The following is a 26,547-nucleotide window of genomic DNA, read 5'->3' as shown; positions in this document are numbered from 1 at the left end:
GGCACCGGGCCCCGTGCCGCGATCGGCGTAAGATCAGTGGGCCCGCCCGCGCGTGTCCTGGCCGGCGCGGACCTTTGCCCGCCAGCCCCAGACCACGACGACAAGCCATACAGGCGTCAGCAGCAGCGCTACCGATGTCGGGTAGTGGTTGGGCAGGATCTGCTCGTTGCCGGGTTGCACCTCAATCGCCTGACCGGCCAGCCCCCAGGCGGCTATCAGAAGCACGAACACCGAGATCAGCAACCCGAACCTGACCGGTGCGCGCCAGGCCGGCGGCAGCACGCGGAATGTGAGGGTGGCGAAGCCGAACACCAGCGGAAGGACGACGAGGTCGTGGAGCAGCAGGATGATCGCGAAGCGGCGGATCGCGCCCAGCTGCGCGTCCAACGGCGAGACGAGCGCTTCGTTGGCGAAGGGCCACGACTGGATCGGGCTGCGGATGAGCAGCAGCACGCCGTAGCCCATCAGGAGTAGGCCGAGGCCGACGCTGGCCCAGAAGATCCAGTTGTATTGTCGTGTCATCGGACCCACAGCTCCTCGACCCATTTGGTCTGCATGATGCCCGGGTTGTTCGGGGCGATGAGCCGCACCGGGTATCCATGATCCATGTGAAGCCGTTCGCCGTTGAGCTCGGTGGCCAGCAGTGTGTCCGGGTGCAGCGCGTGCGACGGGTTGAGCCGGGCCCGGCCGAACATACGCTGGGGCTTGGTCGTGGTCTGTATCGAGCGCACGATCACCTCGTCGAAGTCCGTCACGCCGGCCTCGCGGAGCAGGTCACGGACTCGTACGCCGCGCCAGGTTGCGCTGACACTCCAGCCCTGCACGCAGCTGATCGGCAAGGTGGCGGTGTGGCTGACCCGGGCGAGCAGGTCGTCGACGTCGAGTTCCAGCGGGCTGGCGACCTGGCCGATGACCCGCAGCCGGTAGTCCGGGGAGGTGATGCGCTCGGTCACGCCCGCTGCTGTGGCCTGGGTCTGGACCGGCAGTTTCTGCGTGCCCACGTCCGAGCGCCGGGATGGCAGCAGGGCCAGATCGTGCAGCGGGTCCACGTTCGCGGCCAGGAAGTTGACGCCGAGAACCCCGGCGGCGGCGCCTACCGTGATCAGGAAGTTGCGGCGTTCGGCGTGATCATCGGCGAGCGCCACCGCTGGAGCCGGCGGGCCAGCCGCGCGGGCCGGTGAGCCTGGCCCGCGGGACGATGGCCCGGCCACCGTGTCGCGGCGCCGCAGCGTCTGCAGGGTGACCTGCCGTTTGGCGGCGACGTGGATGATGAGCGCGCCCACCGTGATCCAGGACGCCACATAGTGCGTCGGGGTGAACGTGAACGGGTTGATGTAGATGTACATCGAGTCGTCTATGCCGCCGACGACGAGGAAGAGGCTGCCACCCACGAGCGGGATCAGGCTGATCCGTTCCACCGCGTGTGCCCAGCTGGTGAACAACGGCCTCGCCCAGAGCTTGGGATAGACCGTCCACAGCTTCGCCGCCAGCAGGGGAACGGTGGCAAATCCGGTCACCACGTGCGTGGCGGTGATCACCCGGTAGAGGTTGCGGGGGGCGGCGGGCCATTCGAACCAGGGCTGCGGATGTTGGATCAGATGGGAGACCAGCCCGGTCACGAAGCAGACGGTGAAGGTGACGGCGAGGGCGAGGCCAAGGAGCGTGGCCGTCTTCTCGTCATGGAGTCGGGAACGGAACGAGGCGGATGTGGGCAGGCCGGGAGCACGCATGGACGCCACCTATTCGGTCGATACTGCCTGTGATCACCGCCCAGCTGACGCATCACAGCGTATCGATGTCCACGCGTTCCGTTGCAGACCCGAACCCGGTCAGAAACGCGACAGCCGTAGGTCGATCTCCCGGTCGATGAACGTCCACTCCTCAACCCCGTGGCGATATGCCGGGCCCGCTCGGCGAAGATGGCTCGCCGCCCGTCCTGTGCGTCGATGCTGACGTCGTCGGGCGCGAACAGATGTCGTGGCACTCGGCGAAACGCGGCCTCCGCCGTTGGTGAGGTGATCCTCCCGTCGGCGACCATTTGGTCGACCAGCCGGGCGCGAGCCTCGTCTGCGGTAACGGTGTCGAGTGCGGAACCAGTCATGATCGGACCTCCGTTGGTGAACGTCGGCGTGGGATGCGCAGCGACCATATCGGGCGCATACGACAAAATGGGTTGGCTTGGGCTCCGGGACCGGGAGTTGTTTGCATCCCAACTGGCCACTTGCCGCGGCCGCTGGGATGCGCTGGCGGTGGGCGTCGTGCCGACGAGGCGTGCGGCGATGTCGAGCGCGTCGGTGAGTTCGGTCAGCAAGGAGCTCGGTATGACGCCGGCGTCGAGTCCGCAGGTGGTGACGCAGTCGGTGAACTGCTCGATCTGTTGCGGAGTGTGGATGCTGCGGCAGCCGGCATGGGCGAGGAGATCCCGGGCGGCGTATTCGTCCCCGGTGGCTCGTTCGATCAGCCGGGCGACGATGGGGTGTGCTGCCGGCTGGTGGCTGCCGTCGAGGGCGTCGACGAGGGAGAGACCGAGGCGGGTGTGGAACACGGCGAGGCCGGCCTCGGTCCGGTTCAGCGCCTGGTAGGCGTTTACGGCCCGGATGCGTTCGACGCGGGTGGCGGTCGGCTGGCAACCTCGACGCCAACCAGGCACAGACCCGTCAAACAACCCTCGCCGAGACTCACTCCAGGGTCACCGAGATCCACGGCGTCGGACACATCCTCGCCGGGAAGATCCTCGGCCACGTCGGCGATGTGACCCGCTTCCCGACCGCCGATCACTTCGCCAGCTACACCGGCACCGCACCCCTGGAAGCATCCAGCGGCGAACGCCGCCGCCACCGGCTCAACCCCACCGGCAACCGGCAGCTCAACACCGCCCTGCACACCATCGCGGTCTGCCAAGCCCGCGACCCCGGACCCGGCCGCGTCTACTACCTCCGCAAAATCAGTGAGGGCAAGACGCCAGCCGAAGCCCGACGAGCACTCAAAAGACGACTCACCAACGTCCTCTACAGACAGCTCATCAAAGATCAGCTCAAGCACCTCACCGCAACGGGTTGACACACAGAGGCGGCTCTTGAGCCTCTCCCCGCCCTGGGGCGACGCCCGGGCCGCGCAGGTCAGATGAGAGCCACACGACCAGCATGGGCAGCCGAAAAGTGAGCGACAGCCCGGGCGCCTCGACCGAAGCCTGGCCGGGCTACGGTCGCAGGTCAATGAAACAAGTAGCCGAGAACAGTGCTTCGATCTTGCGGTGTGCGCTGATCCGCGCACCAGGGCGCACATCGCCAGGGCGTCCCGGTGCGCGGATCGTCACGGCCTATCGGACGGCGAGCGGACCGGAGGGTATCGGCCGCGCGGCGGACGTTACGGCGATGTCGTCGGGTGATGGACCGGGGCAAAAGCGGTCCCGGTCGGGCAGCGTTCCTGTGGTGAGGAACGCGGTGGCGATGTCCGCGGCGCACCGTCCGGATCGGATGGGGAACACGCCGTGCCCGCCCGCGTCCTGGGTGACCATTGTGGCCCGCCGGTCCAACGCCCGGCGTAGCCCGAACGCGCCCGGCCAGCCGGTCACCGGGTCACGCAGGTTCTGCAGAATGAGCACGTTGCGTGGCCCCTTGCCGGTGACCGCCACCGGTGGTTCCAGCGGGCGGTTCGGCCAGAACGCGCACGGCCAGAGGTTGGCCGGCATGCCGGCGGTGATCGGGAACAGCCGGCGGTCGACGGCCACGTTACGGGCGTACCGGTCGACGTCACGCGACCACGCCACATCACCGCAAACGATCGCGTAGAGAACGGCGGCGCCGTTGTCGGCCGGTATCTGGGCCGTCGGCGCCGCGCGCCGCAGCGCGGGAAGCGCCGCCGGTGGCGATGCCTGGGCGAGTGCCTGCCAGAACGCGGCGAGCAGCGGGAAGTTGCGGTCGTCATCCAGGAGGACGCGGGTTATCTGGCGGTAGACGTTTCCGGTGACCACGATGCCGGGCGTCACCAGGGGCTCGCGGTCCAGTGCCGCCGCGGTCGCGAAATAGGTCTCGGCCATCGCGGCCGGCGTCGCGCCCAGCCCGTACTCGTCGTTGCGGGCGGCCGCCCAGCCGGTGAAGTCGGGGAAGCGCAACGCCACGGACGGGCTCCACTGCCGAAAGACGCCGTTCCAGATCCGGTTCGGGTCGACCGCGCTGTCCAGGATGATCCGGTCGCTGCGGTCCGGGAACAACGAGGTGTAAACCGCACCGAGGTAGGTACCGTAGGAGTACCCGAGATAGGACAGCTTCGGCTCGCCGAGCGCGGCCCGGATGCGGTCCATGTCGCGTGCGGTGTTGGCGGTGGTGATGTGCGGCAGCAACTCGCCGGAGTGCGCCGCGCAGTCGCGCGCCGTCGTCCGGGCGAACTCGATGTTGCGGGCGATCGACCCGTCCGGTGCCGGGTAGGGCAGGATGAGGTCGGTCACCGCGACCGGGTCGGTGATGCCACATGTGATCGGCGTGCTCGCCCCGACACCGCGCGGGTCGAACCCGATCAGGTCGTAGCGGGTCAGCACCTCGGCCGGCAGCGCGGCGGCGAGGAAGCTGGGCATGTCGAGGCCGAAGTCGCCGGGTCCGCCCGGGTTGGACAGCAGGATGCCGCGCCGTAGGCCCGGCTCGGCGGTGGCGATCCGTGAAATCGTGACGTCGATCTGGCGGCCGTGCGGATGGCGATAGTCCAACGGCAGTTGCAGTGTGGCGCACTGCTGGCGGGTGTCGCCCCCGGAACCTTCGGCCGGTGGCGGGCAGGCGCCCCAGACCAGCCCGGCCGGTGTGGCCGTGGCGACTGCCGGTGTCGCCGGGGTGAGCGTGGCCGCGAACACGGCCACCGCGACGAGCGCGAGTGACCGCCGTGGCCGTGGCCGGCGGGTCGGGCTTCGGTCGTCGGGCATTGGGGTAGCTCCAATTCATCTATGGCTGTGATGGTCATAGCGCCGTTGGAACGGCATGAACCTGGTGGTGAAGGCGTATGCGGCGTGTGGGGTCGGCTCGTGCAGGCTGCACCGAGGCGCGTCATTCATCGTCGATAAAGATCTCTTTGGTTCTCAGGTTGAACAGCTTGGCGAGGCGGAAGGCGGTTGGAAGGCTCGGGTCGAACTTCCCTGTTTCGTCGCGTTGATCGTCTGCCTTGACACGCCGATACGCTGAGCTGGTTCAGCCTGCGTCCACCCGCGTTCGGTCCGAAGGTCCGTGATGCGGTTCTTCACCGGTATCTGGTTCTGCCGACGACGAAGGCGATCAAGTAGACGGCTCCCATGAGCGCGGGGAAGACTGCGATATTGACGTCGTTGGCGACGAGGCCGGCTGTCCACGACGATATAGGCGAATCCGCCGAGCCACCCCGCTCCGAGGGTGACCGCCAGCGCATCCTGCAGGATCTGCCGTTGCAACTCATCTTGTGCTCGGAGAAAGCGCGTGAAGGCGACGATCCATCCGATGCCGACGACAAGATTGACGACCACCGCGGCCCAGCTCGCCACCGGTTGTTGTGAATCCCACAAGAGTCGGGGGCCGAACTTGGCCAGGGCGAGCGTCGCCGCCCAGGCCAGTGTCCAGAGTACGAGTCGAACGGCTGTCTTGATCGAGTCGCAATAGTCCCCGATCTCGTTTTGTGCTTGCACGAGTTGCCCTTCCTGCAGCGAGAGTCAAGTATACTTGACACGATAGAAGGCACTCGCTGGCGATGTCAAGCTCACTTGACAATGGCCGAGCCGACCCCGGTCCCGGCGGCACGGGACTGCCGTCAGTTCCACCTAAGAGGTGGGACGTTGGTGGAGGTTTTCACGCTGTGGTTGTCCGTGAGGGATGCGGTGGGTGTGATGGTGCGGTCGTGGTGGTCGTGGACGAGGCCGGTGAGCTGGTGGGTCAGGTCGGCGAAGATGCCTTCTTTGCTCCAGGTGGCGAAGTGGCCGTAGGCCGTGGCGTGGGGCGGGAAGTCGTGGGGTAGGTAGCGTCAGGCGATGCCGGTGCGGTTGATGTACAGGATGGCGTCGAAGGTGTCGCGTAGGTCGTGGGTGGGGGTGCGGCCGCTGACGCCGGCGTCGGTGCGGGCCTGTCGCTAGGCGGTCAGGCGGGGGTGCGATCAGGGCCCACCGGGCGTCGGACAGGTCGGACGGACAGGCTCGCCGTGCGGTCACGGTGCAGGCGTACGGGGCCGGGGGCCGGCTCGACGGACATCATGTCCGTCGATTTATGGGCGAAGGTGAACCAGACGCGTTCGAGGGGCGAAATGCTCTGATTCCGGTCGGGGTTCAGTCGGGCAAGATGTGTTCTTTCCGGGTTGGATCGGGCATCTTGCGCTATCGAGATCGGACCGTGAACGCCCACTACTGGCGCGAACGTGAAGCAAACGTCCAGTTAGGGGAGTCGTTGACGCTCTCCCATATCCGCGGACTGTTTGATCGTGTCCAGCAGGCGATGCGTACGGACCGCCGTTGCGAAGTCCGGCTCGAAGGTTTGTTCCGTACGAATCGTTCGCGCCAGATCCGCGTACACCTGGTGCACGTTGCTCACCGGGGACGGCGCCCCGGTGAGCGCAGACTGATAACGCATGGGCACCGTGAGCCGCTCGACCGGGCTGCCGTTGACCCGGGCGTGGGTGAGAACGAACTCGGGACCGACCAGGGAGTCGTCCGTGGAACGGAGTATCAGCCGGCCTGCCCGCCCGTGCACCTCTATCCGGAGGCCGTCGCCCTGTGGTCCACCTGTCATGAGATGCACCGAGGACGCCGCCCCCGATTCCAACAGCCCCGCCACGACGATCTGGTCCGGCGAAGTGACCTCGATCTCGTTACCCGTCTCCTGCAGAGTGACCCGGCGGATCCGGGTCGTCAGGGTCGCTGACAGTTCGGTAAAATCGCCGACGATCGAGCGGTACATGTCGAGGCAATGACCGCCGACGACTGCCACATGGTTGACGCCCTTGGTGTGGTCGAACAGCGCCGCGTAGCGCTGCGACCAGACCTCGGGGGTCGCGAGGGAGTACGTGAGCGACGTTGACAGCACCTCCCCGACCAGACCGTCCGCGATGAGGTCACGCAGGTACCGCACCGCCGGGTGGTGCCGGGACTGCAGCCCCACCGCGTGCCGAACCCCGGCCGCCTGGGCACCGGCCCGGAACCGCTCCGCGATCTCCGCGTTCAGCGCCAACGGCCACTCGCTGTAGACATGCTTTCCCGCCGCGATCGCCGCTTCCACCAGGCCGTCCCGCTGCGGGAGTTGCACGGCGATGGTGATCAGGTCGACCTGCGGATGCGTCATGATCGCCCGGGCGTCGTCGAAAGCGTGCTGGGCACCCCATACGCGGGCCGCCGCCCATGCCGATTCACGGCTCGTTCCGGCGACCGCGATGATTTCGTACTCGTCGCGTGACGCCGATAGGGCGGGCAGATGAACGTTTCGGGCCCAACCTCGCTCGGCGTGTGCCCCGACCACTCCTACTCGAATCCTGTCCGGCACTGTGCGTACCCCTCGCTCTGTCGGCGTTCAGTTCGGTTGCATCGCTTGTCGGGCGCGGGATCACGGTGCGGCGACGGGCTCGACGGTGTCCTGAGCGATCGTCTGGCCCGCCGGCTGCTCCTGCTGCCGTTTGGTTGACCTGTCTCTCAGGACGAGGAAGGCGACGAGCCAGGCGGCGAAGACGAAGCCTGCCGAGAACTGGAACCCGAGGCTGTATCCGTCCCGTAGCGCCTGCACCTGCTCGGTACCGCCGCGGATCAGGGAGTCGCTGTGCGCGGTGGCGACTGTGGCCAGGACGGCGAGGCCGACTGCGGCGCCTGCCTGCTGGGCGGTGTTGTTCAGACCGGAGGCGAGGCCGGCATCGGCAGGTGCGGCACCGGACATGGCCCGCATGATGATCGCCGGGACCGTGAGACCCATGCCGAAGCCCTGGATGAGCAGGGCTGGCATGACATCCAGCGCGTAGCTGCCGTCGGCGGGTGCCCGGCTCAGCAGGAGAAGTCCGGCGCCGAGAGCGAACAGGCCGGTCAGCAGTGTCCGACGGGTGCCGAAGCGGGCGGTGAGTTTGGCGGTGAAGAACAGTGACATGGTGCCGATGACGAGGGGTGCGGGAAGGAACGCGAGGCCGGTCTGCATCGAGTCGAGTCCGAGGACACGCTGGAGGTACAGGGCGTTGAGGAACTGAAAGCCAAAGCCGGCCGCGAAGACCAGCACCACAGCGATGTTGGCGCCGGAGATCTCCCGGTTGCGGAACAGGCGCAGAGCGAGCAGCGGGCGGGCGACCTTGGCCTGGCGGATCACGAAGGCGACCAGCAGAAGCACAGCGACCGCGCCGTACAGACTAAGCTCGCCCGAGCTGAGCCGGTCCTCGGAGACCTGCGCGATGGTGAACACACCCAACGAGAGACCCGTGGTGACCAGGATGGCGCCGATCGCGTCGGCACCGGCGCGCAGTCCGATTCCCGGCTGCCCGGTGAGAAACCGCCGTCCGGCGAACAGGGCTACCGCACCGATGGGCAGGTTGATCAGAAACACCCACTGCCAGCCCAGGGTTTCAGTGATGACCCCGCCGGCTATCAGGCCGATCGAGGCGCCGCCCGCCGAGACGAAGCTGTAGACGCCCATGGCCTTGGCCTGCTCGCCGGGCTCAGGATATAGAGCGACGATCATGCCGAGCACCACGGCGGACGCAGACGCTGCGCCCACGCCCTGCAGGAACCGACCCGCGATCAGCATTTCCGGACTGCCAGCGATGCCACACAGCAGCGACGCGACGGTAAAGGTGCAAAGGCCTGCCAGGAACACCTTCTTGGTTCCGATCAGGTCGCCGAGCCGCCCCGACAGGAGCAGCAGCCCGGCGAAGGCGATGAGGTAGGAGTTCACCGCCCACGAGAGTCCGCCCTGCGAGAAGCCCAGGGCGTGCTGGATGGTCGGCAGGGCGACGGTCACGATCGTTCCATCAAGGATGATCATCAACTGCATCGCGCAGAGCGTGGCGAGCGCCAGCCCGCGCGAGCTGGGTTTCGTCGGTGGAGTCACGGCGTACTTCCTTTGGGTGCGCAGTTCGACCTACCCTGCGCTGCTGGCGCGCCAGGGTGTCGGACGATGGTAATGAAACGCGAGTCGCGTTAAGGTGGATGCTAGGCGAACTCAAGGCACTAACGCAACTGGAGTTTTCTTTGACGTCAGACCGTCCGCAGCCGGGCATGCTACGACCAAGGGGACGTACCGAGCGGATACGCACGGCCGTCCTCGCCGCGACCCGCGCCGAGCTCCAGGCACACGGGTACGCCGAGTTGACGGTGGAACGGGTTGCCGACGCCGCAGGAGTCGCCAAGAGCACGGTGTACCGGCGCTGGCGCGACACCACCGGGCTGCTCACCGAACTGCTCCGCGAACTCGTCAGGACCGACCTGCCGCTGCCAGACTCCGGGTCAATCGAGACGGATCTACGCGAGCTTGCCCTGGGGATCAGCCGTTTCTACGCGGATCCGGTACAACGCTCCCTTTTTCTCGGCGTGATTGCCGCAGCGGTACACGACCCACGAGCGGCAGACGCGCTGCGCGAGTTCTACGCTGCCCGTAACAGCCAAGCCGCCGAATCCGTGCAGCGCGCGGTCAAGCGTGGTGAGCTACCCGCGGATACCGATCCAGTTGAGGTGATCCGAGCACTCGGCGCACCGTTCTACTACCGGATGCTGGTGACCCACGAGCCGGTCAACGACGCGGTCGCCGAAAAGGCGGCCGCCGCCGCGCTGGCCGCAGTGCGAGCGGGTGCACATCGCACACGCTGATCGGCCTACTCACCTCAGTGCGGTGTGGGGAGTGGTGGCCCGGCCAACCACCCTACTCGTCAGCGTCACCGGGAACCTCAAAACCTGGTTTGGCTTGCTCGCTTTCCCCTCGGGCATCCTTCTCAAGACGAGCCGCCAGCCGCTGCCCGGGCAGCTTGCTGGATCTTCGCCCGGTAGGTCTCACGGGCCGCTGTGTCGATCTGTTCCTCGTACTCAGCTTTGAGCCCGGACCAGCCGTCGAGCTGTTCGCGCAGGATGTCGGCGTGACCGGCATGCCGGGTGGTGTCCTGCAGGACGTGGAGCACGATGTTGAACAGGTTCACGTCGGGACGAGGCCACCACGGCACGTGGCCGGGAGCGTCGACGGGAAGCTCATTGATCGTGGCGTCTGCATGGTCCAGCATGCCACCGGTCGTCGCCCTGCTGCCGCCATAGGCATACCGTCGCTTCCGACGTGCCGTCGAAGCTGAACGCCGGTTCGACGGCACAACCCGAGAAGACCTCAGGCACCGTGTCGACTAGGCCGGGCTACAGTCCCGCTGCGGCCGCGCCGTCCGGATGAGCATTTCGTGTCGGAGACGCGAGCGGCTTGGGAAGCGGGCTTGGTCGTTGCTGTGGTTGACCACGACGCGCTGGCCCGAGGCGACGAGGCAGAGCGGGCGGTGGCGGCCGTGCCCAGCGGCGGCATTGGCCATCTATCGAGGCTGGATGCTGCGCAGCGAACGGTACGCCCACTTCACGGACGTGCTCGCCGAGCGAGGCGTGGCCCTCCGCACGACTGCGGAGCAGGGGCTGTCTCGCTAACGGCTCTGGCTCACTTTCGGTGGTGACATTCCGTGGCGACCTCGCAGGTGCACGCGCGAACCGCTGACGCTGATGTCTCGGAGTTGGCGAGTCTTCGCAGGAAGCGCGCGACTCCGACTTGCTACCCCCTTTGCCCTGGTTGCACCAATCTGGACAGCCCCGCCGCCCAGCCCTTGAGGCCACTACTCTCTGATACCACCGAAAGTGAGCCAGAGCCGTTAAATCCACAGACCCGTCCGAGTGCAGAGGTAGGTGACGGCTGCAGTTGCACACCGCGCCGAGTTCGGTCTACGTCCGGCGGCTCGCCGCCTGACAGCAACGATCCAAGTTGGTGACGTTGTGTGACGGGCGTCGATGAGCGAGCCGTTCTCTCGGCGTGAGGGTTTAACCGATGTGCGGATGATGTTTCGGCAGCTCGGCTCCAGGTAATTGATCTGTATGGCGGAGTTTGACGACAGCGCGAGGGCAGGTCATCTGAGGGTCATGACCCTCAACTTGCTTTCGCCGGATCGTGCCGACTGGGAACGTCGTCGTTCGGTGTTACGGGCGGGTCTGGCAAGCTTGCGCCCGGATCTGGTCGCCCTGCAGGAAACGGTCTGGGGTAATGGCTATGACCAAGCTCCGGACCTGCTCGGCCCTGACTATCACATCGTTCGTCACTCCGGGCGCTCTGCTGACGGCGTCGGCGCTGCTCTCGCCAGCCGGTGGCCGGTCGGTACGGTACGTGAGGTTGATCTGCACGTCACCGACCGCGTGGACCTGCCATGGTGCGCCGCCGTCGTGGCCGAGATCGAAGCGCCGCCGCCGATCGGGCCCTTGTTGTTCGTTCACCATAAGCCGACCTACCACGTGGGTTACGCCTACGAACGCGAGCTGCAAGCGGTCGCCTGTGCCGAGTTCATCGAGGAGCAACTCGCCGGCCGGGACATGCACGTGATGTTGGCCGGGGATTTCGATGACAGTCCGGACTCTGCCAGCATGAGGTTCTGGACCGGCAAGCAGTCGCTGTGCCGACGCAGCGTCGCGTACCGGGATGCCTGGTCGGCGATACACCCAGACGAACCCGGCCACACCTTTACACCGCTGAACCCACTCGTGCAGGCCGGCGAGATGTCGTTGGAGCTGGGACGCCGCATCGACTACGTCATGGTTCGCTGCGGCATCCACGGCCCGACCCTGGACATCGTCGACTGCCGGCTGGCCTTCGACGAACCGGTCGACAAGGTGTGGGCCACTGATCATTTCGGGATGGTCGCCGATCTGGCGACACCCGAACATCCGCCCGGTGCCTGGCGCTCCTGGTAAACCGCGCTCGGCGTCAACCGCAGGCTGGAATTGTATCCGCTCATAGCCGCCGATTGAGCACCGACCGGAGTTGTGTCCGGCTGACCCGAGAGGATGGGTGTGGTCGGGTGCGGGTAGCCGGGCACGCCAGCGCACCAGACGCGTCTTGTCGGCGCCGTGGGCGAGGGCCAGGTCCTTCAGGCTGCGAGCAGGGTGGGGGTAGCGCGGTGTGGGGTGCTTGCCGACTCCGGCGTAGGGAACCTCGACCGGTTGGGCGTCTCCGGGTTGAGCGGCGGTGGAAGACGTGGTCGCCACGATGTAGCTGATGCCGCGTTCGGTCAGGCCCTGGCGAAACTCCGCGACCTGGCCGTAGCCGGCGTCGGCGGTCAGCAGCGGCGGACGCAGCCCCCATGCGGCCAACTCGTCGAGCATCTCCAGGGCCATCAGCCACTTCGGCCGGTACCGCTCGGCGTCGGGGACCTTCGACGCCGCCCGCCGCTGGAGGATCTGGTCGATCTGCTCGGCAGGCGGCACCCGCACACGGTGGTGTGCTTTCTTCGTCCCGGCCTGATCGAGGGTGACCGGCTGCTGGCGCAGCCTGCGGGCGTGCGCGTTCGCGGGCTTCCCGTCCGGGCCGGGGATACAGCCCTCGTCCCAGGACTCCGGCACGAACAGCCGCCAGTTCAGCACCGCCGACGCGGCGTCGGTCGCCGCGTGAACCGTGACGGCGATCTGGCAGTTCGCGACCTTTCCAAGGGTGCCGGAGTACTGCCGGGCCACACACGCCGATGCCTTGCCGTCCTTGGGAAACCCGGTGTCGTCGACCACCCACACCTGAGCGCCACCAGGTCGACCGCGGCCGTCGCCAGCCGCCGCCGCACACCGGCGACATCCCAGGTCGACGAGGTCAGGAACTGCTGCAACTGCTGGTGATCGACCCCGAGCCGTTCGGCCATCGGCTGCATCGACTTACGCCGGCCGTCCAACATCAACCCACGCAGATACCGCAGACCCGTCGCCCGCTGATCCGATCGCCGCAACCCCGCGAATATCCTCGTCGCGAAGTCCTCCAACTGCGCCCGCACCCGAGCGAGGTCCCGCTCAACCACGCACCGCAGCCAAACACCCCCACGACGCCCGTACAAGCGACACGCCACCACGACCTAACAAAGCCTAACTAACCGTCTCGCGGGCCCAGTAGTCGCGGTCGGGGAGGAGAACCCACTGGTCGGCGGGGCCGGTGATGCATCGGGCGTCGACTGGGCGCAGGCCCACGAACGCGCACGCGTATGCGGGAGGCTGCAGCCAGTAGAGGTAGCTGAGCAGCATCATCTCGCTGGTGTCCGTGTCCCACGCGGCACCGCCAGGGTGCAGGTCCCAGCCGGTCGTCTCCCCGTCACGGTAGATGCTGCCCTGGTTGCCGCTTTTCGGGTTCGCGTAAAGGCCGTAGGCGACGGTGCCGGCGGACAGCAGCCGACCAACCAAGGGAGTCTGAGGCTGATATCCCCACGGCTGGCTGATCACGCAGCCGCCAGGCACGTCGCTGACGCCGACGAGCAGCAGATCGTTCATCTCCGAGAGCCAGCGCCAGTCGTCCTCGTCGCCCGGCTCGGGCTCCTCCTCGACGTCGACCTCGTAGTGGGCGAGCAGCTCGTCCTCGGTCATCGGGATGCCGGCGAGCCGGCGGATCGCCTCGGCCGCGTCGATACCAGCGACGCAGAGCAGCCCGGTTCCGTCGTAGTAGTCGACCTGCAACCGTTCGCCCAGCTCACCAGCCAACGCGACGGCTTCCCGCTCGGCTGGGCTCAGCTCCACACCGGCCGGCGCCGCGCCGAACAAGTCGGGTTCGGCTCCTGCGAGGCTCAGCCGACCAGGTGACCAACCGGCCATCATCGACTGCCACGGGTCCGCGCCAGCGGCCGCCAGCACCCGGGCATTGTCGTACCGCCGCGAGTGAACCGCCAGCCACAGCGGGGACCGGCCGTCGGACAGGACGTCAACATCGCTTGCGGCCGCGGCCATCGCCGCCACCACCGCGGGCGACGAGTGCTCCGCCGCCACGTGCAGGGCCGTGTCAGTCCCGAACGGCATGCAGGGATCGGCTCCCGCCGCCAGACGTGCCCGCACCTCATCCTCGCCGCCGCCCCACAACCGCACTCCATCCCAGCCTGTCATGACCGCCCTCCCGTCGCGCGTCAACGCGCCAAACGACGCACACCACACTTCCCGCGAAAGGCTGACGGTAGCTTCGGCAGAGCAGGGTGCAGTGGCTCCTCGAGATGCTTCATCTGCTGCATCTCGACGCTCAAGTGCAGGAGCATTCTGACCAAACGACGTTGCAACTCCCGCCGCGCGCCCCCGAATCGTGCAGGCCAACCTCGTCTTCCATCACTCGAGAGTAGCCGCTACGCAGGATGAGGTTGGTTCAATAGAAGGGAATTGAAATCCCGCCTCGCAGTCACGAATCTGATGACATTTGCGTTCCCCGCCAGACGACCATTTTGGAATTCCCATAAGCTTTCATCGTGGAAGTTTTACCGTTTTTTCATACCTCCGAATGAGTGGAGAAATGGGTGCTGCTGGCATATCGTTCTTGTCGTGGTGAAGGCCGCCATGCCCCGCAGCCGCTCATGATCAGACGCTTCTGTCTGGACGATCGGCGCGTGGATGAAAGGGAGGAAACTGCATGTCCGAACTGGAACAAGCGGTGGGTGGGGTGTCCCTGGCTGCTCGGGTTGCCGGCGCGCCGTCGGTGCCGATCGAGGTGCCGGCAGCGGACGAGGAATGGGACGAGGGTATCCCCAACGGCTTCGCCCGGGTCTACTACGCAGACGGCCCGCCTGGTGTTCGACGGCCGGTGGTCATCGCCGACGGGTTCAACCTCGGCCGCAGCGATCTGGACTGGCTCTACCAGGGTCTGGACGGCGCCTTCCCGTTGATCACCACGCTTCGGCGACGGGGCAGGACGGTCATCCTCCTCGGTTTCGACGAACGCACGGCGTCGATATCGGCCAACGCCCAGGCGGCCATCGCGGTGATCCAGCGAACCATCTCGTCCCAGACCGGGAGCGACCTACTGGCGGTTGGCGGTTTCAGTATGGGCGGTCTGATCACCCGTTACGCGCTCGCCAGGATGGAACACGAGGGGATTCCGCACCGCACCGATGTCTACTTCTCCTATGACACCCCCCACCGGGGCGGCTACATCCCCATCGGGGTACAGGCTTTCGCCCACTTCATCCCCGGCCCGGCGAACGACTTTGCGATTCAGATGAACAGCCCCGCCGCGAAGGAGATGCTGTGGCGGCACTACGACAGCAACGACGGCGCAATCCGGCAACATCCCGACCGGGATGAATTCCTCGAGCAGCTCCAGGCGGTGGGCTGGTGGCCCACGATTCCCCGCAAGATCGGCGTCGCGAATGGCGCCGGTGACGGCACGGCGGGCCCCGTCGAGCCGGGGGAGTTCGCGTTGACCGTTGATGGGCTGCTCTTTCCCGGGACCAACTTCCGCATTCAAGCGGCCGGGGACAACGTCACGGTTGCCGAATTGGTCCGCACCCTCCCGCCCGACCGTAAGATCATCACCACAGACGGCTTCCCGGAGATCGATGGCGCCCCGGGAGGCACCCTGGACACCTATCGGCTCATCGCCGACGCGTTGAAGAAGAACGGCGGGATCGTCAACCTCCTCAAGTCGACCGTGTGCTTCGTGCCTACCGTCAGCGCCGTCGCGATCCGCGACCTCGATGACCAGGAGAGCCTGTACGCGAAGGTCAACGCGCTTGACCCGGGCGACAGTGAACTCGACGAGTTCCTCTGCTCCTCCACCACGACCGCCCACACCGCGGTCACCGAGGAACTCTGCACCTGGATCCTCGACCGCCTACCCGACTGATCCCTGACCGGATCCCGGCCACCGGCGCCGGCGTGGCGGGCTCACGCCGGCGCCGGCGCCGGCACCGGCGCCAGCGGCGATGGCTTTTCAGCGAAAACACGTGTCCGCCCGCTGGCCTCCGACTCCACTGCCGGCCAGCGGGCGTCGGCCGCTCGCCAACCCACAGCACGATCGGCTCACCGAACTCCTCATGCGCGACGCCCAGGGCGATGTAGTCGGTCTCGATCCATCCGGTGCCGCCTGCGCCGTAGCGCCTCACGCGTCATCCGCCTTGCCCGGACAACCACCCTGCCGAGTTGTCGGTCCCGGAGGCCACCTGTCGGCTAATTGCCTCATCCAGCCATATGGGGGCTTAGAGGCCGACGCGGTGGCCCAGTCCGAACAGCTCGCCTTGGATTCTCTTGTGGCCCCAGCGGGGGTTGTCCCGGGCCATCCGGCGGATGAGTTTGCGGATCTCGTCGCTGACGGGTGGTCGGCCGCTGCGGTGGGGGTATAAATCCAGCGGCGTCGGACCAGCCGGCGGTGCCACGCTAGCAGCGTCGCCGGGGTCACGATTTGATGGGCGCGAACCGCGCGGGGCAGCCGCCGGGCCAGCGCCGACAGGATCGCCCGGTCGGGCCAGGACAGCCGTGCTCGGCTGTCGACCTGACGGCGTAGCACCGCGACCTCGTGACGCAGCGCCAGTAGCTCAGCGAGCACGCGCTGTCACTGCGGGCCACGACGAGCAGAGCGTCAAACACTCGGATCGCGACCAAATAGATCAGTTGAAACACCATGACTATCAAGGTGCGCCAGCCAGGCTGGGGACCAGCTCACAGCGCGTGCGACACTTTGGCACCGTACAGGCCTCGTAGACCCCGGGGACCGGCTGGTCAGTCATGCCCATCCCGAGCTCAGGCGCGTGACGTTACAGTACGGTGGAAGACCACGCCGTCGGGCGGCTCGGCGCCGAACAGGACGTCGCCATGGAAGGTGGCCCGGCCAGACGATCCGTTCAATGTGAACGCCGCTCGGTCGAAGCGGCTGCCGTCGAAGCGGGTTGTCCCGTGGAACTGGGCGCCGGCGAACTCGGCGTACCCGCCCTCGCAGCCGCTGAAGTCCAGCTCGACAAGCGTGGCGCCGCAGAGCCACAGGTTCATGTCCTTCCACTGCCCTGGGCCGGGCCGGAGCCGCTCTGCGAGTAGCTGCTGCGCCTGCTGGCGCAGCCGCAGCAGCGTGGTCTGCTCAGCGGTGCGGCCCTGCGCGTGCAGGTCGAACGGCACCGGGATCCGCAGGAACGAGCACAGCGTCGCCACGACACGCTGCCGCAGCTCGGGCCGGTCGTCACCGAGTTGGTTCAGGCTCCCCAGCCCGGCCGAGCGGACCGAGGGGTCTGGGTCGGCGAGCTGTTGGCTGTAGGGCGCCACGGAGGAGTCCGGCACCAGGTCGCCGCCGGTGCCGTCCGATCGCACCGTCCAGCCCAGCGGCCACTCGGACTCACCGTCTTCGGTGCCGCCGGCCCAGTGCGCGTCGCAGAGGTCGACCGAGGGCTGGTCGAGGTGCACCCGCCCCGCGAAGCGGGCCCCCGCGAACGTGGCCGCCGCCCCGAACCGGGCGTTGTAGAACCAGGCCGGGCCGTCGAACCGGACGCCAGCGAACGACGCGTCACCCGCGAACCGCGCGCCGTCCCCACCCTCCTCCCAGTCCTGGTAGTCCTCGATGAGCACCGCGACCGGCCAGTCCGGATCGTCCTCGTTGAGCTCCTCCCACGGCGCCGGGTCGATCTCCTCGACCGTCTCCCACGCCTCGTCGTCTTCCCACCACGTGTCGGTGCCACGCCCGAACCAGGCCATGCCGCCGAACGCCGCACTGGTGAAGTCCGCCCGGCCGCGAAATCGGACCCTGCCGAACTCGGTATCGCCTTCGAATCGCACCTCGGTGAAGCTGGCGTCGTCGTAGAAGACCGCTCGCTGGAAGATGACCTCGTCCTCGAACGTGACGCCGTCGAAGACCGTGGTGCCGTGGAACCGGGTGTCGGCGAAGACGGCACCGCCGAGCCGGCAGCCGCTGAAGTCGGCGTCGACAAGCGTCGTACCGGACAGGTCGATGCTCACGCCCTGCCACGGTGCCTCTTGCGCCCGCAGCCGATCGGTGAGCGACCCAAGTACGATACGCCGCTCCTCGACCGCGACGCCGCTTGACCCGGCCGGGCCGCGCAGCCACTGGCAAATCGTGTCCGTGACCGGCTGCCGCAGCTCACCGTCGGCCACGGCCAGCCTGATTAGGTCTGCTACGGCCACTTGTGCTGTGCCCGGGGCAGCGGTCGCGAGCCGGTCAGCCGCCGCCTCGTACGCCGTCGAGGTCTCATCCACGGCGCAGAGCGTAGTGCTTCGAGCCAGGTCCGGAGAAGATCGCGCGCAGTTGCTGACCGGTCCGCAAGGGCGGCCAGGAACGGCACCACCGGACCCGCTGAATAGACGGGTGGCGCCGGCACCAGTCGGCGCCACCCGTACCCGATTGTGAGTATGAAAGGCTAGCCGAGAAGCACCAGCGCAGGCAGCCATGACAGGAGGTGCAGGATGCTGCACCCGACGATGGTCCGCAGCACACCCGATGCGATCGTTCATCCCTCCTACAATGTCTTCGTCCTCCGAGACGTTGACGACAGCGCCGTCGACGACCTCCCGCGCGTTCGCCGTAAAGCGTTCGCGCCGCCTGGCCCCAGAATCAATTGTCACGGCTTACGGTGCGGTGCTGATTGTCCAATGCGCGGACCAGTGCAGGGTGCCTGCAGTGCGTGTCACCGCCCATCGAACTGCGCCCACCCTGAGCGATACCACATGGGCATGGCTTGACTCTGTGTCGCTTCAGTTGCCTACAGGGCGCATTATAGTTCATGCCACCGACAGCTATGGCCCACCGGAACTCCATGGTGTAGATCTCGGAGCTGGCCCGGGACTTTACCAGATTGCGATTTGGCACCGAGGCCGTGCGCAGGTTCGCAATGCAATCGGAGAAGCGTTTGGACGAGCTTAGGACCTGCAGACCGATGATGAGGAGCATGAGAGTTGGCGACAGGTCGAGGCTATCGAACGGTACGCGATCCACACCTGCCCCGCAGGATGACAACATTGAGGTTTTTAACCCTTTGCAGGTCAGGTACGGGGTGCCTATCCCGGGCATCGATGAGGGCGCGGCTCCAGGAAGCAGTCTGTGAGTGCGCCACCGGATCCTGCTCGTCTGATTGGGTCAAAATCGATCACGGAAGGTGGACGAGGTCCAGCTTCAGCCGTCGCCGACAGTCGGAATCGTCGTAGGCAAGAATCACCTGAGCATGCCCGGACAGTGGTCGCGAGCGGGGGCGCGCGTCGGGACCTGTCGCCCGGGAAGCCCCGCCGGCCACCGCCCGCGGGGCTTCCCGTGCCGCACAATCAACCTCCTGGTGCCGCCGCCGTCGGATCGTGACGCCGGGCAGCATCCGGCCGGAACGCTCAGGCCGGTGTAGAGGTGAGGCGCCAGCCTTCGATGACGGTGGGGACGTTCCTCGCCTCCCGCGTCGGGCCGCCGTTCTTGTTGCAGTTGACCGGGCAGGTGCGGCAGTTCGAGCCGAGGCAGGTGTAGCCCTGCACGTCGTAGACGATGTCGAAGGCTTCGATGCCGTATTCGGCCAAGACCCGGGTCCGCGGCGGCATGACGGTTGTCGCGCTGACGCCGAGCGCGGTGGTTCTGGACAGCGTGGCGTTTTGGCTGACCGAGACGGTTAGGAAATTGAAGAAGGACGCCTGGTGGCCGGTGCTGGTGCTGACGGTATAGGTCCTCGACTGGTTCGAGGTGAACGTGGTAGTCACTGGCGCATCCAGGGCGTTGATGACCGAACGCCCTTCGGCCACATTGAACGTCGGAACGGACGAGATCAAGGTGTACACCTTCACGTGGGCAGGAACGATCCCGTGGGGGCGTACCGTCGAGTCAGCGGTCGTCGCTGCCTGGGCCGGCCCGGGCAGCACGGCAAGCAGCAGACTTGCGATCGCGGCCACCACGGCAAAAACGCCGAGCAGTCCCGGCATGCGAAATCGTCCAAAAATCGACACGTCTCCTCCTCCAGGTCGGCGGTCGGCGGCGACGTGATGTCGACACTCGGTCCGATCAGTGGAACGTAGCCGTGACGAGGATGTCTGGCCATCCGTAGGACTACGTAAATCTATTACGCAATTCGCTCACGGCCGTCGGCTACGCATGCGTCTCGCACGGGTTTGCCGGTATTGGGCCGGTCGCGGTGGCGCACCAGTTCGCGTCGCTGGGCCTTGCCGTACCGCAAGCCCGCCGACGGCACCGACCTGCCAGCCTGGAAAGAAGCCCTCAACGTCGAACACCGCACCATTCGGGCAGGGGTCGAACACGCCCTGGCTAGAATGAAGTGCTTCAAGATCCTGCGCGACTACCGCCGCGCCGCCCACACATTGACCGACGCTACTTCCGGAATCGCCAACCTCCACAACATCATCCTCACCAGCTGATCACCGACCTAGGACTCCAGCCGCATCTGGTGGAGCCGGTGTCTTCGCTGGTAGTGGGCTGTTCTGGCGCGGTACTGGTGTCGGGTCGCCCTCGTGACCATCGATGAGTGTGGTCGAAGGGTCGGCTGGTGGTGATCAGGGGTGCCAGGAGACGGCGGACCTCGCCGAGGGCGAGGGGGATGAGGCCGTCATCGGATTCGGTGCCCCCTTTCTGCGGCGGTGACGGCGAGGTAGGCGTGGGCGCACAGTACGAGTGTTATGCCGCCGTGGATCGTCTCGGATGAACTCTGGGCCGAGATCGCGCCGCTGCTGCCACCTCGGCCGCCACGAAGGCACCCTCACCCAACTACTGCCCCTGGTCGACGAGATTGCCCGGATCAAGGGCATCCGGGGCCGGCCACGGCAACGCCCCGAACGGCTCTACGCCGATCGCGGCTACGACTACGACTGCTACCGCCGCGACCTGCGGGCCAAGGGCATCACCCCGGTCATCGCCCGACGCGGCACCGACCCTGGCTCCGGGCTCGGCACCCGACGGTGGGTCGTGGAGCAGACCATCGCCCTGCTGCACTGGTTCCGTCGGCTACGGATCCGCTGGGAGATCCGCGACGACATCCACGAAGCGTTCCTCACCCTCGCCTGCGCCATCATCTGCTGCCGCCGACTCCGACACTCAAAGAGTTGGGAGTTGTTAAGAACGGCCACCGACAGGGGTTTTCGCGTGTGAGTGGGTAGCGCCGGTGCGTCAGAATGAGGTGTCGATCGGCGGGAGTGGATTGTGTCGGCAGTTGAGGTGATCATGGTCGCGTTGGCCGCCGGTGCGGGCGCGGGTGTGAAGGACACCGCGTCCGCGGCGGTGCGGGACGCATACGGGGGTTTGAAAGTGCTGCTCAAGCGCCGCATCAGCGACGATGGCGCGGCCCAGGCGTTGGACGCCGACGAGACGGATCCCGGAGTGTGGCAGACCCGCCTTGGCGGGTTGCTGACGGAGGTCGGAGCGGACCGCGACGAGCAGGTTCTGGCTGTCGCCCGCCGGCTGCTGGAGTTGGTAGATCCGGCGGGGTCGACGGCTGGTAAGTATCACGTTGACGTGCGGGAGGCGAAGGGCGTCCAGGTCGGTGACCACAACACACAGCGCAACACCTTCTCCTGACCCGGACCGGTTGCCGCAGACGGCCCGGGAGGGGGTCGACGCGCGCGGTGCGCGTGGAGTGCTGGCCGGCGATTACGGCATCCAGCACAACTACTTCGCCGGCCGGACCCCGATGTCCTGGCCGCACCTGGTGGGAGTGGTGCCGGGACTGGTTGATCAGCGGCTGGACCGGCGCGCCGATCAGGACTTGGCTACAGCTTTGGCCGGAGAGCATGCGGTGGTCGTATGTCAGGTCCTCGCCGGGCTGGGCGGAGTCGGCAAGACTCAGCTGGCCGCCAACCTCGCCCGCCGGTGGTGGCAGCATCGGCAGGTCGATCTGTTGATATGGGTGTCGGCCACGTCCCGGGCCGCCGTGCTGACCCGCTACGCCCAGGCCGCCGCGGACATCAGCGGAGTGGAGGACGCGGACCCGGATGAGGCGTCCGTGCGGTTGCTGGCCTGGTTGGCAAGCACGGACCGTCGGTGGCTGATTGTGTTGGATGACCTCACCAACCCGCAGGACCTGGCTGGACTGTGGCCGCCGAGTACGTCGACCGGGCATACGGTGGTAACCACCCGCCGCCGCGACGCCGCGCTGCTGGCCGGCCGTCGGCTGGTCGATGTGGGGGTGTTCACCCCGGCCGAGGCGGTCGCGTACCTGCATGGCAAGCTCGCCGGCCACCCCGCCCGGCTGGATGAGGTCGAGCAGCTTGCCGTGGACCTGGGATACCTGCCCTTGGCCTTGGCGCAGGCCGCGGCGTACCTGTTGGATCGGGGGCTGACCTGCGGCGAGTACCGCAAGCGGTTCGCCGACCGGCGTCGGCGGCTGGCCGAGCTCGTGCCGGAGCCGCAGGCGCTACCGGACGGCCATCAAACGACGGTCGCCGCGACCTGGTCGCTGTCGATCGAGCTGGCCGACGCGATGATCCCGGCCGGGCTGGCCCGGCCGCTGCTGGAGTTGGCCAGCCATGTGGATCCCAACGGCGTGCCGACCACCGTCTTCACCACCCTGGCGGCGTTGCTGTACCTGGACCGGGGATTGGGTCCGCCCCCGCGCACCACCGGGTTCCTGGCGTCGTTGAGGCCGTCCCGGCCGGTGCGGCCGCGGGTCGGCGCGGCCGACGCCCGCGACGCGCTGCACTGCCTGCAGCGGCTCAGCCTGGTGGCCCTCACGGGCGACGCCAGCGAGGTCCGCGTGCACGCCCTGGTGCAGCGGGCCACGCGCGATCAGATTCCGCCGGACCGGCGCGCCGCCGCGGAGCAGAGTGCCGCCGCCGCGCTGCGGCAGAGCCGCGGGATGGACGCGCTCCTTCGGCTCAACCTGAGCCTCGAGCAGACGGCGTTCGGCCACGAGACGCCAATCTCTTTCGATACCGCCATCACGTGCGGCACCTGCCAGGGGGAGATTCCGGCGGTGCTCGACTGCCGCGGCTGCGAAGGCGACGGGCGGCTGAGGACCCGCCGGACGATAACCCTCAAGATCCCGGCAGGCGTCGAGGACGGGATGCGGATCCGGCTGGCCAACCAGTCCGAGGCGGGCCCGTACGGGGGAGCCTGCGGCGACCTATATATCGAGGTCCACGAACTACCGCACGAACGGTTCACCCGGGCCGGCCACGACCTGCACTGCATCCTGGACGGCTCGTCCGTCGATCTCACGGCGGGCGGCACCCTGCCGGTCGTCGGGCTCGACGGCGCGACGTTCCGGATACGGGTACCGCCCCGCGCGCACCCCGGCATCCCGATCAGGGTGCGGGGGCAAGGCGTGCCGCATCTTGGTCAGACCGACCCCGGGCGCGGCGACCTTTACATCATGCCGCGTTGAAGGACGTCTGATTCACGTACTTTGTACGATACGGCGGCTAGGTGTTTCGTCGGCCCGCGCCAGCGGGCGGCCTGACCGGGCTGGCGCACCGGGTCGGCACCGTCGACGGCCGGCTAGAGCTGTCCAGCCCACCCGGTGGGCCTACGGTGGTCACCGTGGAACTTCCGGTACAGGCCTGAGCGGGCGGAGCCGATGCGGGTCATCGTCGCGGAGGATTCAGCGCTGCTGCGCGACGGCCTCGTACACCTACTGCAGCGGCGCGGGCACGAGGCGGTCGCCGCGGTGGCCGACGCCCACACGCTGCTCGCCGCCGTCGCCGAGCACCAGCCGGACATCGCCGTCATCGACGTGCGGATGCCGCCCACCCACACCGACGAAGGGCTGCGCGCCGCGCTCACGCTACGCCGCGACCACCCCGACGTGGCGGTGCTCGTCCTCTCCCAGTACATCGAGACCCGCTACGCCACCCGGCTGCTGTCCGGGCGCTGCGAGGGCATCGGCTACCTCCTCAAGGACCGAGTGGCCGACGTCGGCGACTTCCTCGACGCGCTGACCCGGGTAGCAGGCGGTGCCACGGTCCTGGACCCGGAGGTAATCACCCAGATCCTCGGGGCGAGCCGGCGGGTCTTCGCACTTGAAACACTCACCGCCCGGGAGCGGCAAGTGCTCGCACTGATGGCCGAGGGCCGATCGAACTCGGCGATCGCGGCAGCGCTCGAGGTCAGCCCCGCGTCCGTCGAGAAGTACGTCACCAGCGTACGCGGCCTTGATGATGCCGGCGATCGTGCCGATGTCCACCGCGGCCGCCGGCCGCGCCCCCATCGGGGTGACGAGCACCACCGAGAGGACGGCGGCGACCGTACCTCGTACCAACTTCCTCCGCATGCGGCTCCTCTCAAACGCGGCCGGTGGCGCGGGACGCCGGCGCCGGCCTGGTGCCGACCCTAGGGCCATGCGGTGGGCGGCGATCCGCATCGAGACTGAACCGCGGCCGCTGGCTCGCGGTTCCGGCCGCACGGGCGAGAGCTGGGGTTATCGCCCGCGCGCCGGGACCTCACTGCGGGCGAACCGGCAGAAAGCGGCAGTCGGTGTTTCCGCCCCTGCCGCGCGGGGCCGCCACGAACTGCGTCGCGCCGGCGAGACGTGCTGCGGCATCCGCGCCAATGAGGTGGCCAACCCGGTTCGTGCAGGGTGGACCCTGTGGCGGCCGGAAAGCTGGTCGGGGCCGGTCGGTAGGTGGGGCGTCTCGCCGAGCACGGTGCGGACGTCGTGGATGAGACTATCGGTGCGGTCCGCTCGAAATGCCCAGGTAAAGGTCGTCGTCGCGCGACCGTCTCCTTCGGTTGTCTTGTCGGCGAGCCCGCCACAGTGCCGTCGCCGCGCCCATGAACAGCAGCGCGGCCCCGATGAACGCCTCGGCGCCGTTATGGGGTGCGAGGTGCCCGGCGTGGGCCAGCAGGGTCGCCGTCATCGCAGGTCGAAGGTGGTTGCGAGGGCTGGGGCCTCGGCGAGATGGATGGTGTGGGTGGTTGCGATGTGCAGCCAGGCGTTGCCGGTCCGCAGCGTCGTGACGGCCTTCGCAAGACCCCAGAACGCGACCTGCATGAACCATGCGAGAGACAAGGCGACCTGCGCGGGCGAACCCCACGCGAGGAACGCCTCGGTGATGTTGAGGGCGCCGTACGCGAGGGCGGACAGGACCGATCCGGTCACCCAGGACCGCGCCAGGACCGACAGCCGCGGCGTCAGCAGCGACTGGGTCGTGATCATGATGGGCAGGAACGACCCGAGGGTGAACAGCACGAGGGTGAGCGCCTGCCCGGCGACGGAGGTCGTGTAGTACTCCGGGGTGGCGACGAAGAAGATCGGCGGAAGCCCGACGACGACAAAGTACGGCACCCACACCTTCGGCCGGTCGAACCGCAGCAGCATGCTCTCCGGCCCGTAGCCCAGCCGGTAGCGGAAGAACCAGTACGGCAGCACCGCGAGGGTAACGAAGTTGAAGATCGCCCAGATAAGGGTGGTCGCAGGGGTTTGTTGGTCCCAGACGGCCTGCGCGCCGGGGGCGAGCCCGACGAACGCGATGTGGGTGCGGATGTCGAACACGCTGCCGACCGCCAGGACTACCGCCATCCAGGCCAGCAGGCCGGCGGTCTCCTTGCCGGGGTTGCGGAAGTCGGGGGCGTTGCGGTGATCGAGCGGTGCGCGGCCCCGCGCGAGGAGGAACAGGAACACCATGCCGACGACGCCACCGACGATGCCGGAGAAGTACCCGATCGGCTCCTGGTCGCTGAGCGGCAGCACGGACCGGTCGGTCGTGAGGATGTAGCCGGTCGCGGCCGCCCAGGCGGCGAGGAACAGCAGCAGCCATCGATTGGTGAACAGGTCACGGACGGCGGTCGGTGCCATCGTCGGTGCGGCGGTGGTCGTCATGGAGGGACTCCCCGAAAGGTTGGAAGAAATAGAGAACATTGCTCTCGTAGAGAGCATCGTTCTTTTCTCCCGGCCTGTCAAGAACAATGTTCTCGTTTTGTGCGACCATGACGTGATGACGACCGCTTCCACCGGCCTGCGGGCCCGCCGCCGACAGGAGCTGCTCGCCGCCATCCGCACCGCTGCCATTGAGGAATTGCGCCGCTCCGGCGCCACCGGCCTGTCCCTGCGCGCCATCGCCCGCGACGTCGGGATCGCCGTTTCCGCCCTCTACCGCTACTTCCCGAGCCGCGACGAGCTGCTGACCGACCTCATCGTCCATGCGTTCGACGAACACGCCGACACCGTCGAAGCCGGCGGCGCGCACGATGACGTGGGAGAGGCGCTGCGTGGGATCTGGCACGCGTACCGGGCCTGGGCAGTGGCCCACCCAGCCGAGTTCGGGCTCGCCTACGGCACACCGGTCCCCGGCTACGCCGCACCGCCACAAGACACCGTGCACGCTGGCACCCGCATCGGCCACTTCGCCCTCGAGCTGCTCGCCCGTGCCCACGCCGAAGGCCGCCTCGACCCCGACTCCCTGCACCGGCGCGCCGCCCGCCTGTCACCAGGCACCGCCCAGCAGCTCGAAACCTGGTCCAGCCGGCACGGACAGCGGCTCCCAACCGAGGTTCTCGCCGTCTGGCTCGACCTGTTCGTGCACCTACACGGCCTGGTGTCCATGGAAGTGTTCGGCCTGCTACGCCCGATCACCCCAGACGCCACCCCCTACGCCACCGAAGTCATCGACACCGAACTCGCCGCCCTGGTCCGACCCCGACGTTGATGGCCCGGCATACCTCGACGGCCGGCTGGAGCTGTCCAGCCCACCAACGACTGCGTGACCGCAGGCAGTGCGCCAGG

17 protein-coding genes and 6 pseudogenes are annotated in these 26,547 nt (G+C 67.5%); 9 read left to right on the top strand and 14 right to left on the bottom strand.

What is annotated here, in order from left to right; all coding sequences use genetic code 11:
- Positions 1-33: 33 nt before the first annotated feature.
- Together E1193_RS32705 and E1193_RS00595 are read right to left on the bottom strand one after the other, a co-directional pair.
- The gene (locus E1193_RS32705; protein WP_243707199.1) at positions 34-522 is read right to left on the bottom strand and encodes a hypothetical protein; all 489 of its coding nucleotides are present in this window, start codon (positions 520-522) and stop codon (positions 34-36) included.
- Positions 519-1,730 (bottom strand): molybdopterin-dependent oxidoreductase, encoded by a 1,212-nt coding sequence (locus tag E1193_RS00595; RefSeq protein WP_132179135.1) that lies wholly within the window; start codon positions 1,728-1,730, stop codon positions 519-521. The genes E1193_RS32705 and E1193_RS00595 overlap by 4 nt, the downstream gene beginning before the upstream one ends.
- 748 nt (positions 1,731-2,478) lie before the next feature.
- Here E1193_RS00595 and E1193_RS00585 point away from each other — a divergent pair.
- A complete protein-coding gene (locus tag E1193_RS00585) occupies positions 2,479-3,060 on the top strand; it encodes a transposase (protein WP_165945553.1) in 582 nt (193 codons plus the stop codon).
- 259 nt (positions 3,061-3,319) lie between these two features.
- Here E1193_RS00585 and E1193_RS00580 read toward each other — a convergent pair whose 3' ends face one another.
- The 5 genes and pseudogenes from E1193_RS00580 to E1193_RS00560 form a co-directional block, all read right to left on the bottom strand.
- Positions 3,320-4,912: an alpha/beta hydrolase gene (locus E1193_RS00580; protein WP_132179131.1), complete on the bottom strand. Its 1,593-nt coding sequence runs from the start codon at positions 4,910-4,912 to the stop codon at positions 3,320-3,322.
- Positions 4,913-5,033: 121 nt separating this feature from the next.
- Positions 5,034-5,227 (bottom strand): annotated as a pseudogene (locus E1193_RS33895) (helix-turn-helix transcriptional regulator).
- A gap of 554 nt (positions 5,228-5,781) precedes the next feature.
- Positions 5,782-6,157: pseudogene (locus E1193_RS33890) on the bottom strand (transposase); the annotation flags it as partial.
- Between the two features lie 220 nt (positions 6,158-6,377).
- Entirely contained in the window at positions 6,378-7,454 is a 1,077-nt protein-coding gene (locus E1193_RS00565) for a Gfo/Idh/MocA family oxidoreductase (RefSeq protein ID WP_207922470.1), read from the bottom strand.
- Positions 7,455-7,538: 84 nt separating this feature from the next.
- Positions 7,539-9,017, bottom strand: a complete 1,479-nt coding sequence (locus E1193_RS00560; protein ID WP_243707181.1) for an MFS transporter — start codon at positions 9,015-9,017, stop codon at positions 7,539-7,541.
- A 98-nt stretch (positions 9,018-9,115) separates the two neighbouring features.
- On the opposite strand from E1193_RS00560, the gene E1193_RS00555 reads away from it, so the two are divergent.
- Complete coding sequence (locus E1193_RS00555) at positions 9,116-9,772, top strand: TetR/AcrR family transcriptional regulator (RefSeq protein ID WP_132179127.1); 657 nt, start codon at positions 9,116-9,118, stop codon at positions 9,770-9,772.
- 122 nt (positions 9,773-9,894) lie between these two features.
- On the opposite strand, the pseudogene E1193_RS00550 reads toward E1193_RS00555, so the two are convergent.
- The 3 genes and pseudogenes from E1193_RS00550 to E1193_RS00535 all read right to left on the bottom strand — a co-directional run.
- Positions 9,895-10,170 (bottom strand): annotated as a pseudogene (locus E1193_RS00550) (DUF664 domain-containing protein); the annotation flags it as partial.
- 1,822 nt (positions 10,171-11,992) lie between these two features.
- Positions 11,993-12,969: pseudogene (locus E1193_RS00540) on the bottom strand (transposase); the annotation flags it as partial.
- Between the two features lie 64 nt (positions 12,970-13,033).
- Positions 13,034-14,035, bottom strand: a complete 1,002-nt coding sequence (locus E1193_RS00535; RefSeq protein ID WP_132179124.1) for an ankyrin repeat domain-containing protein — start codon at positions 14,033-14,035, stop codon at positions 13,034-13,036.
- Positions 14,036-14,612: 577 nt separating this feature from the next.
- On the opposite strand from E1193_RS00535, the gene E1193_RS00530 reads away from it, so the two are divergent.
- Positions 14,613-15,758 (top strand): hypothetical protein, encoded by a 1,146-nt coding sequence (locus tag E1193_RS00530; RefSeq protein WP_207922468.1) that lies wholly within the window; start codon positions 14,613-14,615, stop codon positions 15,756-15,758.
- Between the two features lie 893 nt (positions 15,759-16,651).
- On the opposite strand, the gene E1193_RS00520 is transcribed toward E1193_RS00530, so the two are convergent.
- Complete coding sequence (locus E1193_RS00520; protein ID WP_165945552.1) at positions 16,652-18,109, bottom strand: pentapeptide repeat-containing protein; 1,458 nt, start codon at positions 18,107-18,109, stop codon at positions 16,652-16,654.
- Positions 18,110-19,228: 1,119 nt separating this feature from the next.
- The gene (locus E1193_RS00515) at positions 19,229-19,828 is read right to left on the bottom strand and encodes a hypothetical protein (RefSeq protein ID WP_132179118.1); all 600 of its coding nucleotides are present in this window, start codon (positions 19,826-19,828) and stop codon (positions 19,229-19,231) included.
- Positions 19,829-20,041: 213 nt separating this feature from the next.
- Between E1193_RS00515 and E1193_RS00510 the strand changes: the two are divergent.
- The 5 genes and pseudogenes from E1193_RS00510 to E1193_RS00490 form a co-directional block, all read left to right on the top strand.
- Positions 20,042-20,254: pseudogene (locus E1193_RS00510) on the top strand (IS5/IS1182 family transposase); the annotation flags it as partial.
- A gap of 337 nt (positions 20,255-20,591) precedes the next feature.
- Positions 20,592-20,981, top strand: a pseudogene (locus tag E1193_RS00505) (transposase); the annotation flags it as partial.
- 51 nt (positions 20,982-21,032) lie between these two features.
- Positions 21,033-21,407, top strand: a complete 375-nt coding sequence (locus E1193_RS00500; protein ID WP_207922467.1) for a hypothetical protein — start codon at positions 21,033-21,035, stop codon at positions 21,405-21,407.
- 58 nt (positions 21,408-21,465) lie between these two features.
- Positions 21,466-23,211, top strand: coding sequence for a DnaJ C-terminal domain-containing protein (locus E1193_RS00495; RefSeq protein ID WP_132179112.1), 1,746 nt, complete (start codon positions 21,466-21,468; stop codon positions 23,209-23,211).
- 192 nt (positions 23,212-23,403) lie between these two features.
- Positions 23,404-24,159 carry a response regulator transcription factor gene (locus tag E1193_RS00490; RefSeq protein ID WP_132179110.1) on the top strand — a complete coding sequence of 252 codons (756 nt, stop codon included), beginning with the start codon at positions 23,404-23,406 and terminating at the stop codon, positions 24,157-24,159.
- Positions 24,160-24,490: 331 nt separating this feature from the next.
- Here E1193_RS00490 and E1193_RS00485 read toward each other — a convergent pair whose 3' ends face one another.
- Both E1193_RS00485 and E1193_RS00480 read right to left on the bottom strand, forming a co-directional pair.
- Positions 24,491-24,682 (bottom strand): hypothetical protein, encoded by a 192-nt coding sequence (locus tag E1193_RS00485; protein WP_132179108.1) that lies wholly within the window; start codon positions 24,680-24,682, stop codon positions 24,491-24,493.
- Entirely contained in the window at positions 24,679-25,644 is a 966-nt protein-coding gene (locus E1193_RS00480; RefSeq protein ID WP_132179106.1) for a hypothetical protein, read from the bottom strand. The genes E1193_RS00485 and E1193_RS00480 overlap by 4 nt, the downstream gene beginning before the upstream one ends.
- Positions 25,645-25,759: 115 nt before the next feature.
- Between E1193_RS00480 and E1193_RS00475 the strand changes: the two genes are divergently transcribed.
- Positions 25,760-26,470: a TetR/AcrR family transcriptional regulator gene (locus E1193_RS00475; protein ID WP_165945551.1), complete on the top strand. Its 711-nt coding sequence runs from the start codon at positions 25,760-25,762 to the stop codon at positions 26,468-26,470.
- Positions 26,471-26,547: the final 77 nt, after the last annotated feature.

Source organism: Micromonospora sp. KC606 (assembly GCF_004348675.1).
Classification (GTDB): Bacteria; Actinomycetota; Actinomycetes; order Mycobacteriales; family Micromonosporaceae; genus Micromonospora.
The sequence above is the reverse complement of the archived record's forward strand: the minus strand, read 5'-3'. Positions and strand labels throughout refer to the sequence as shown.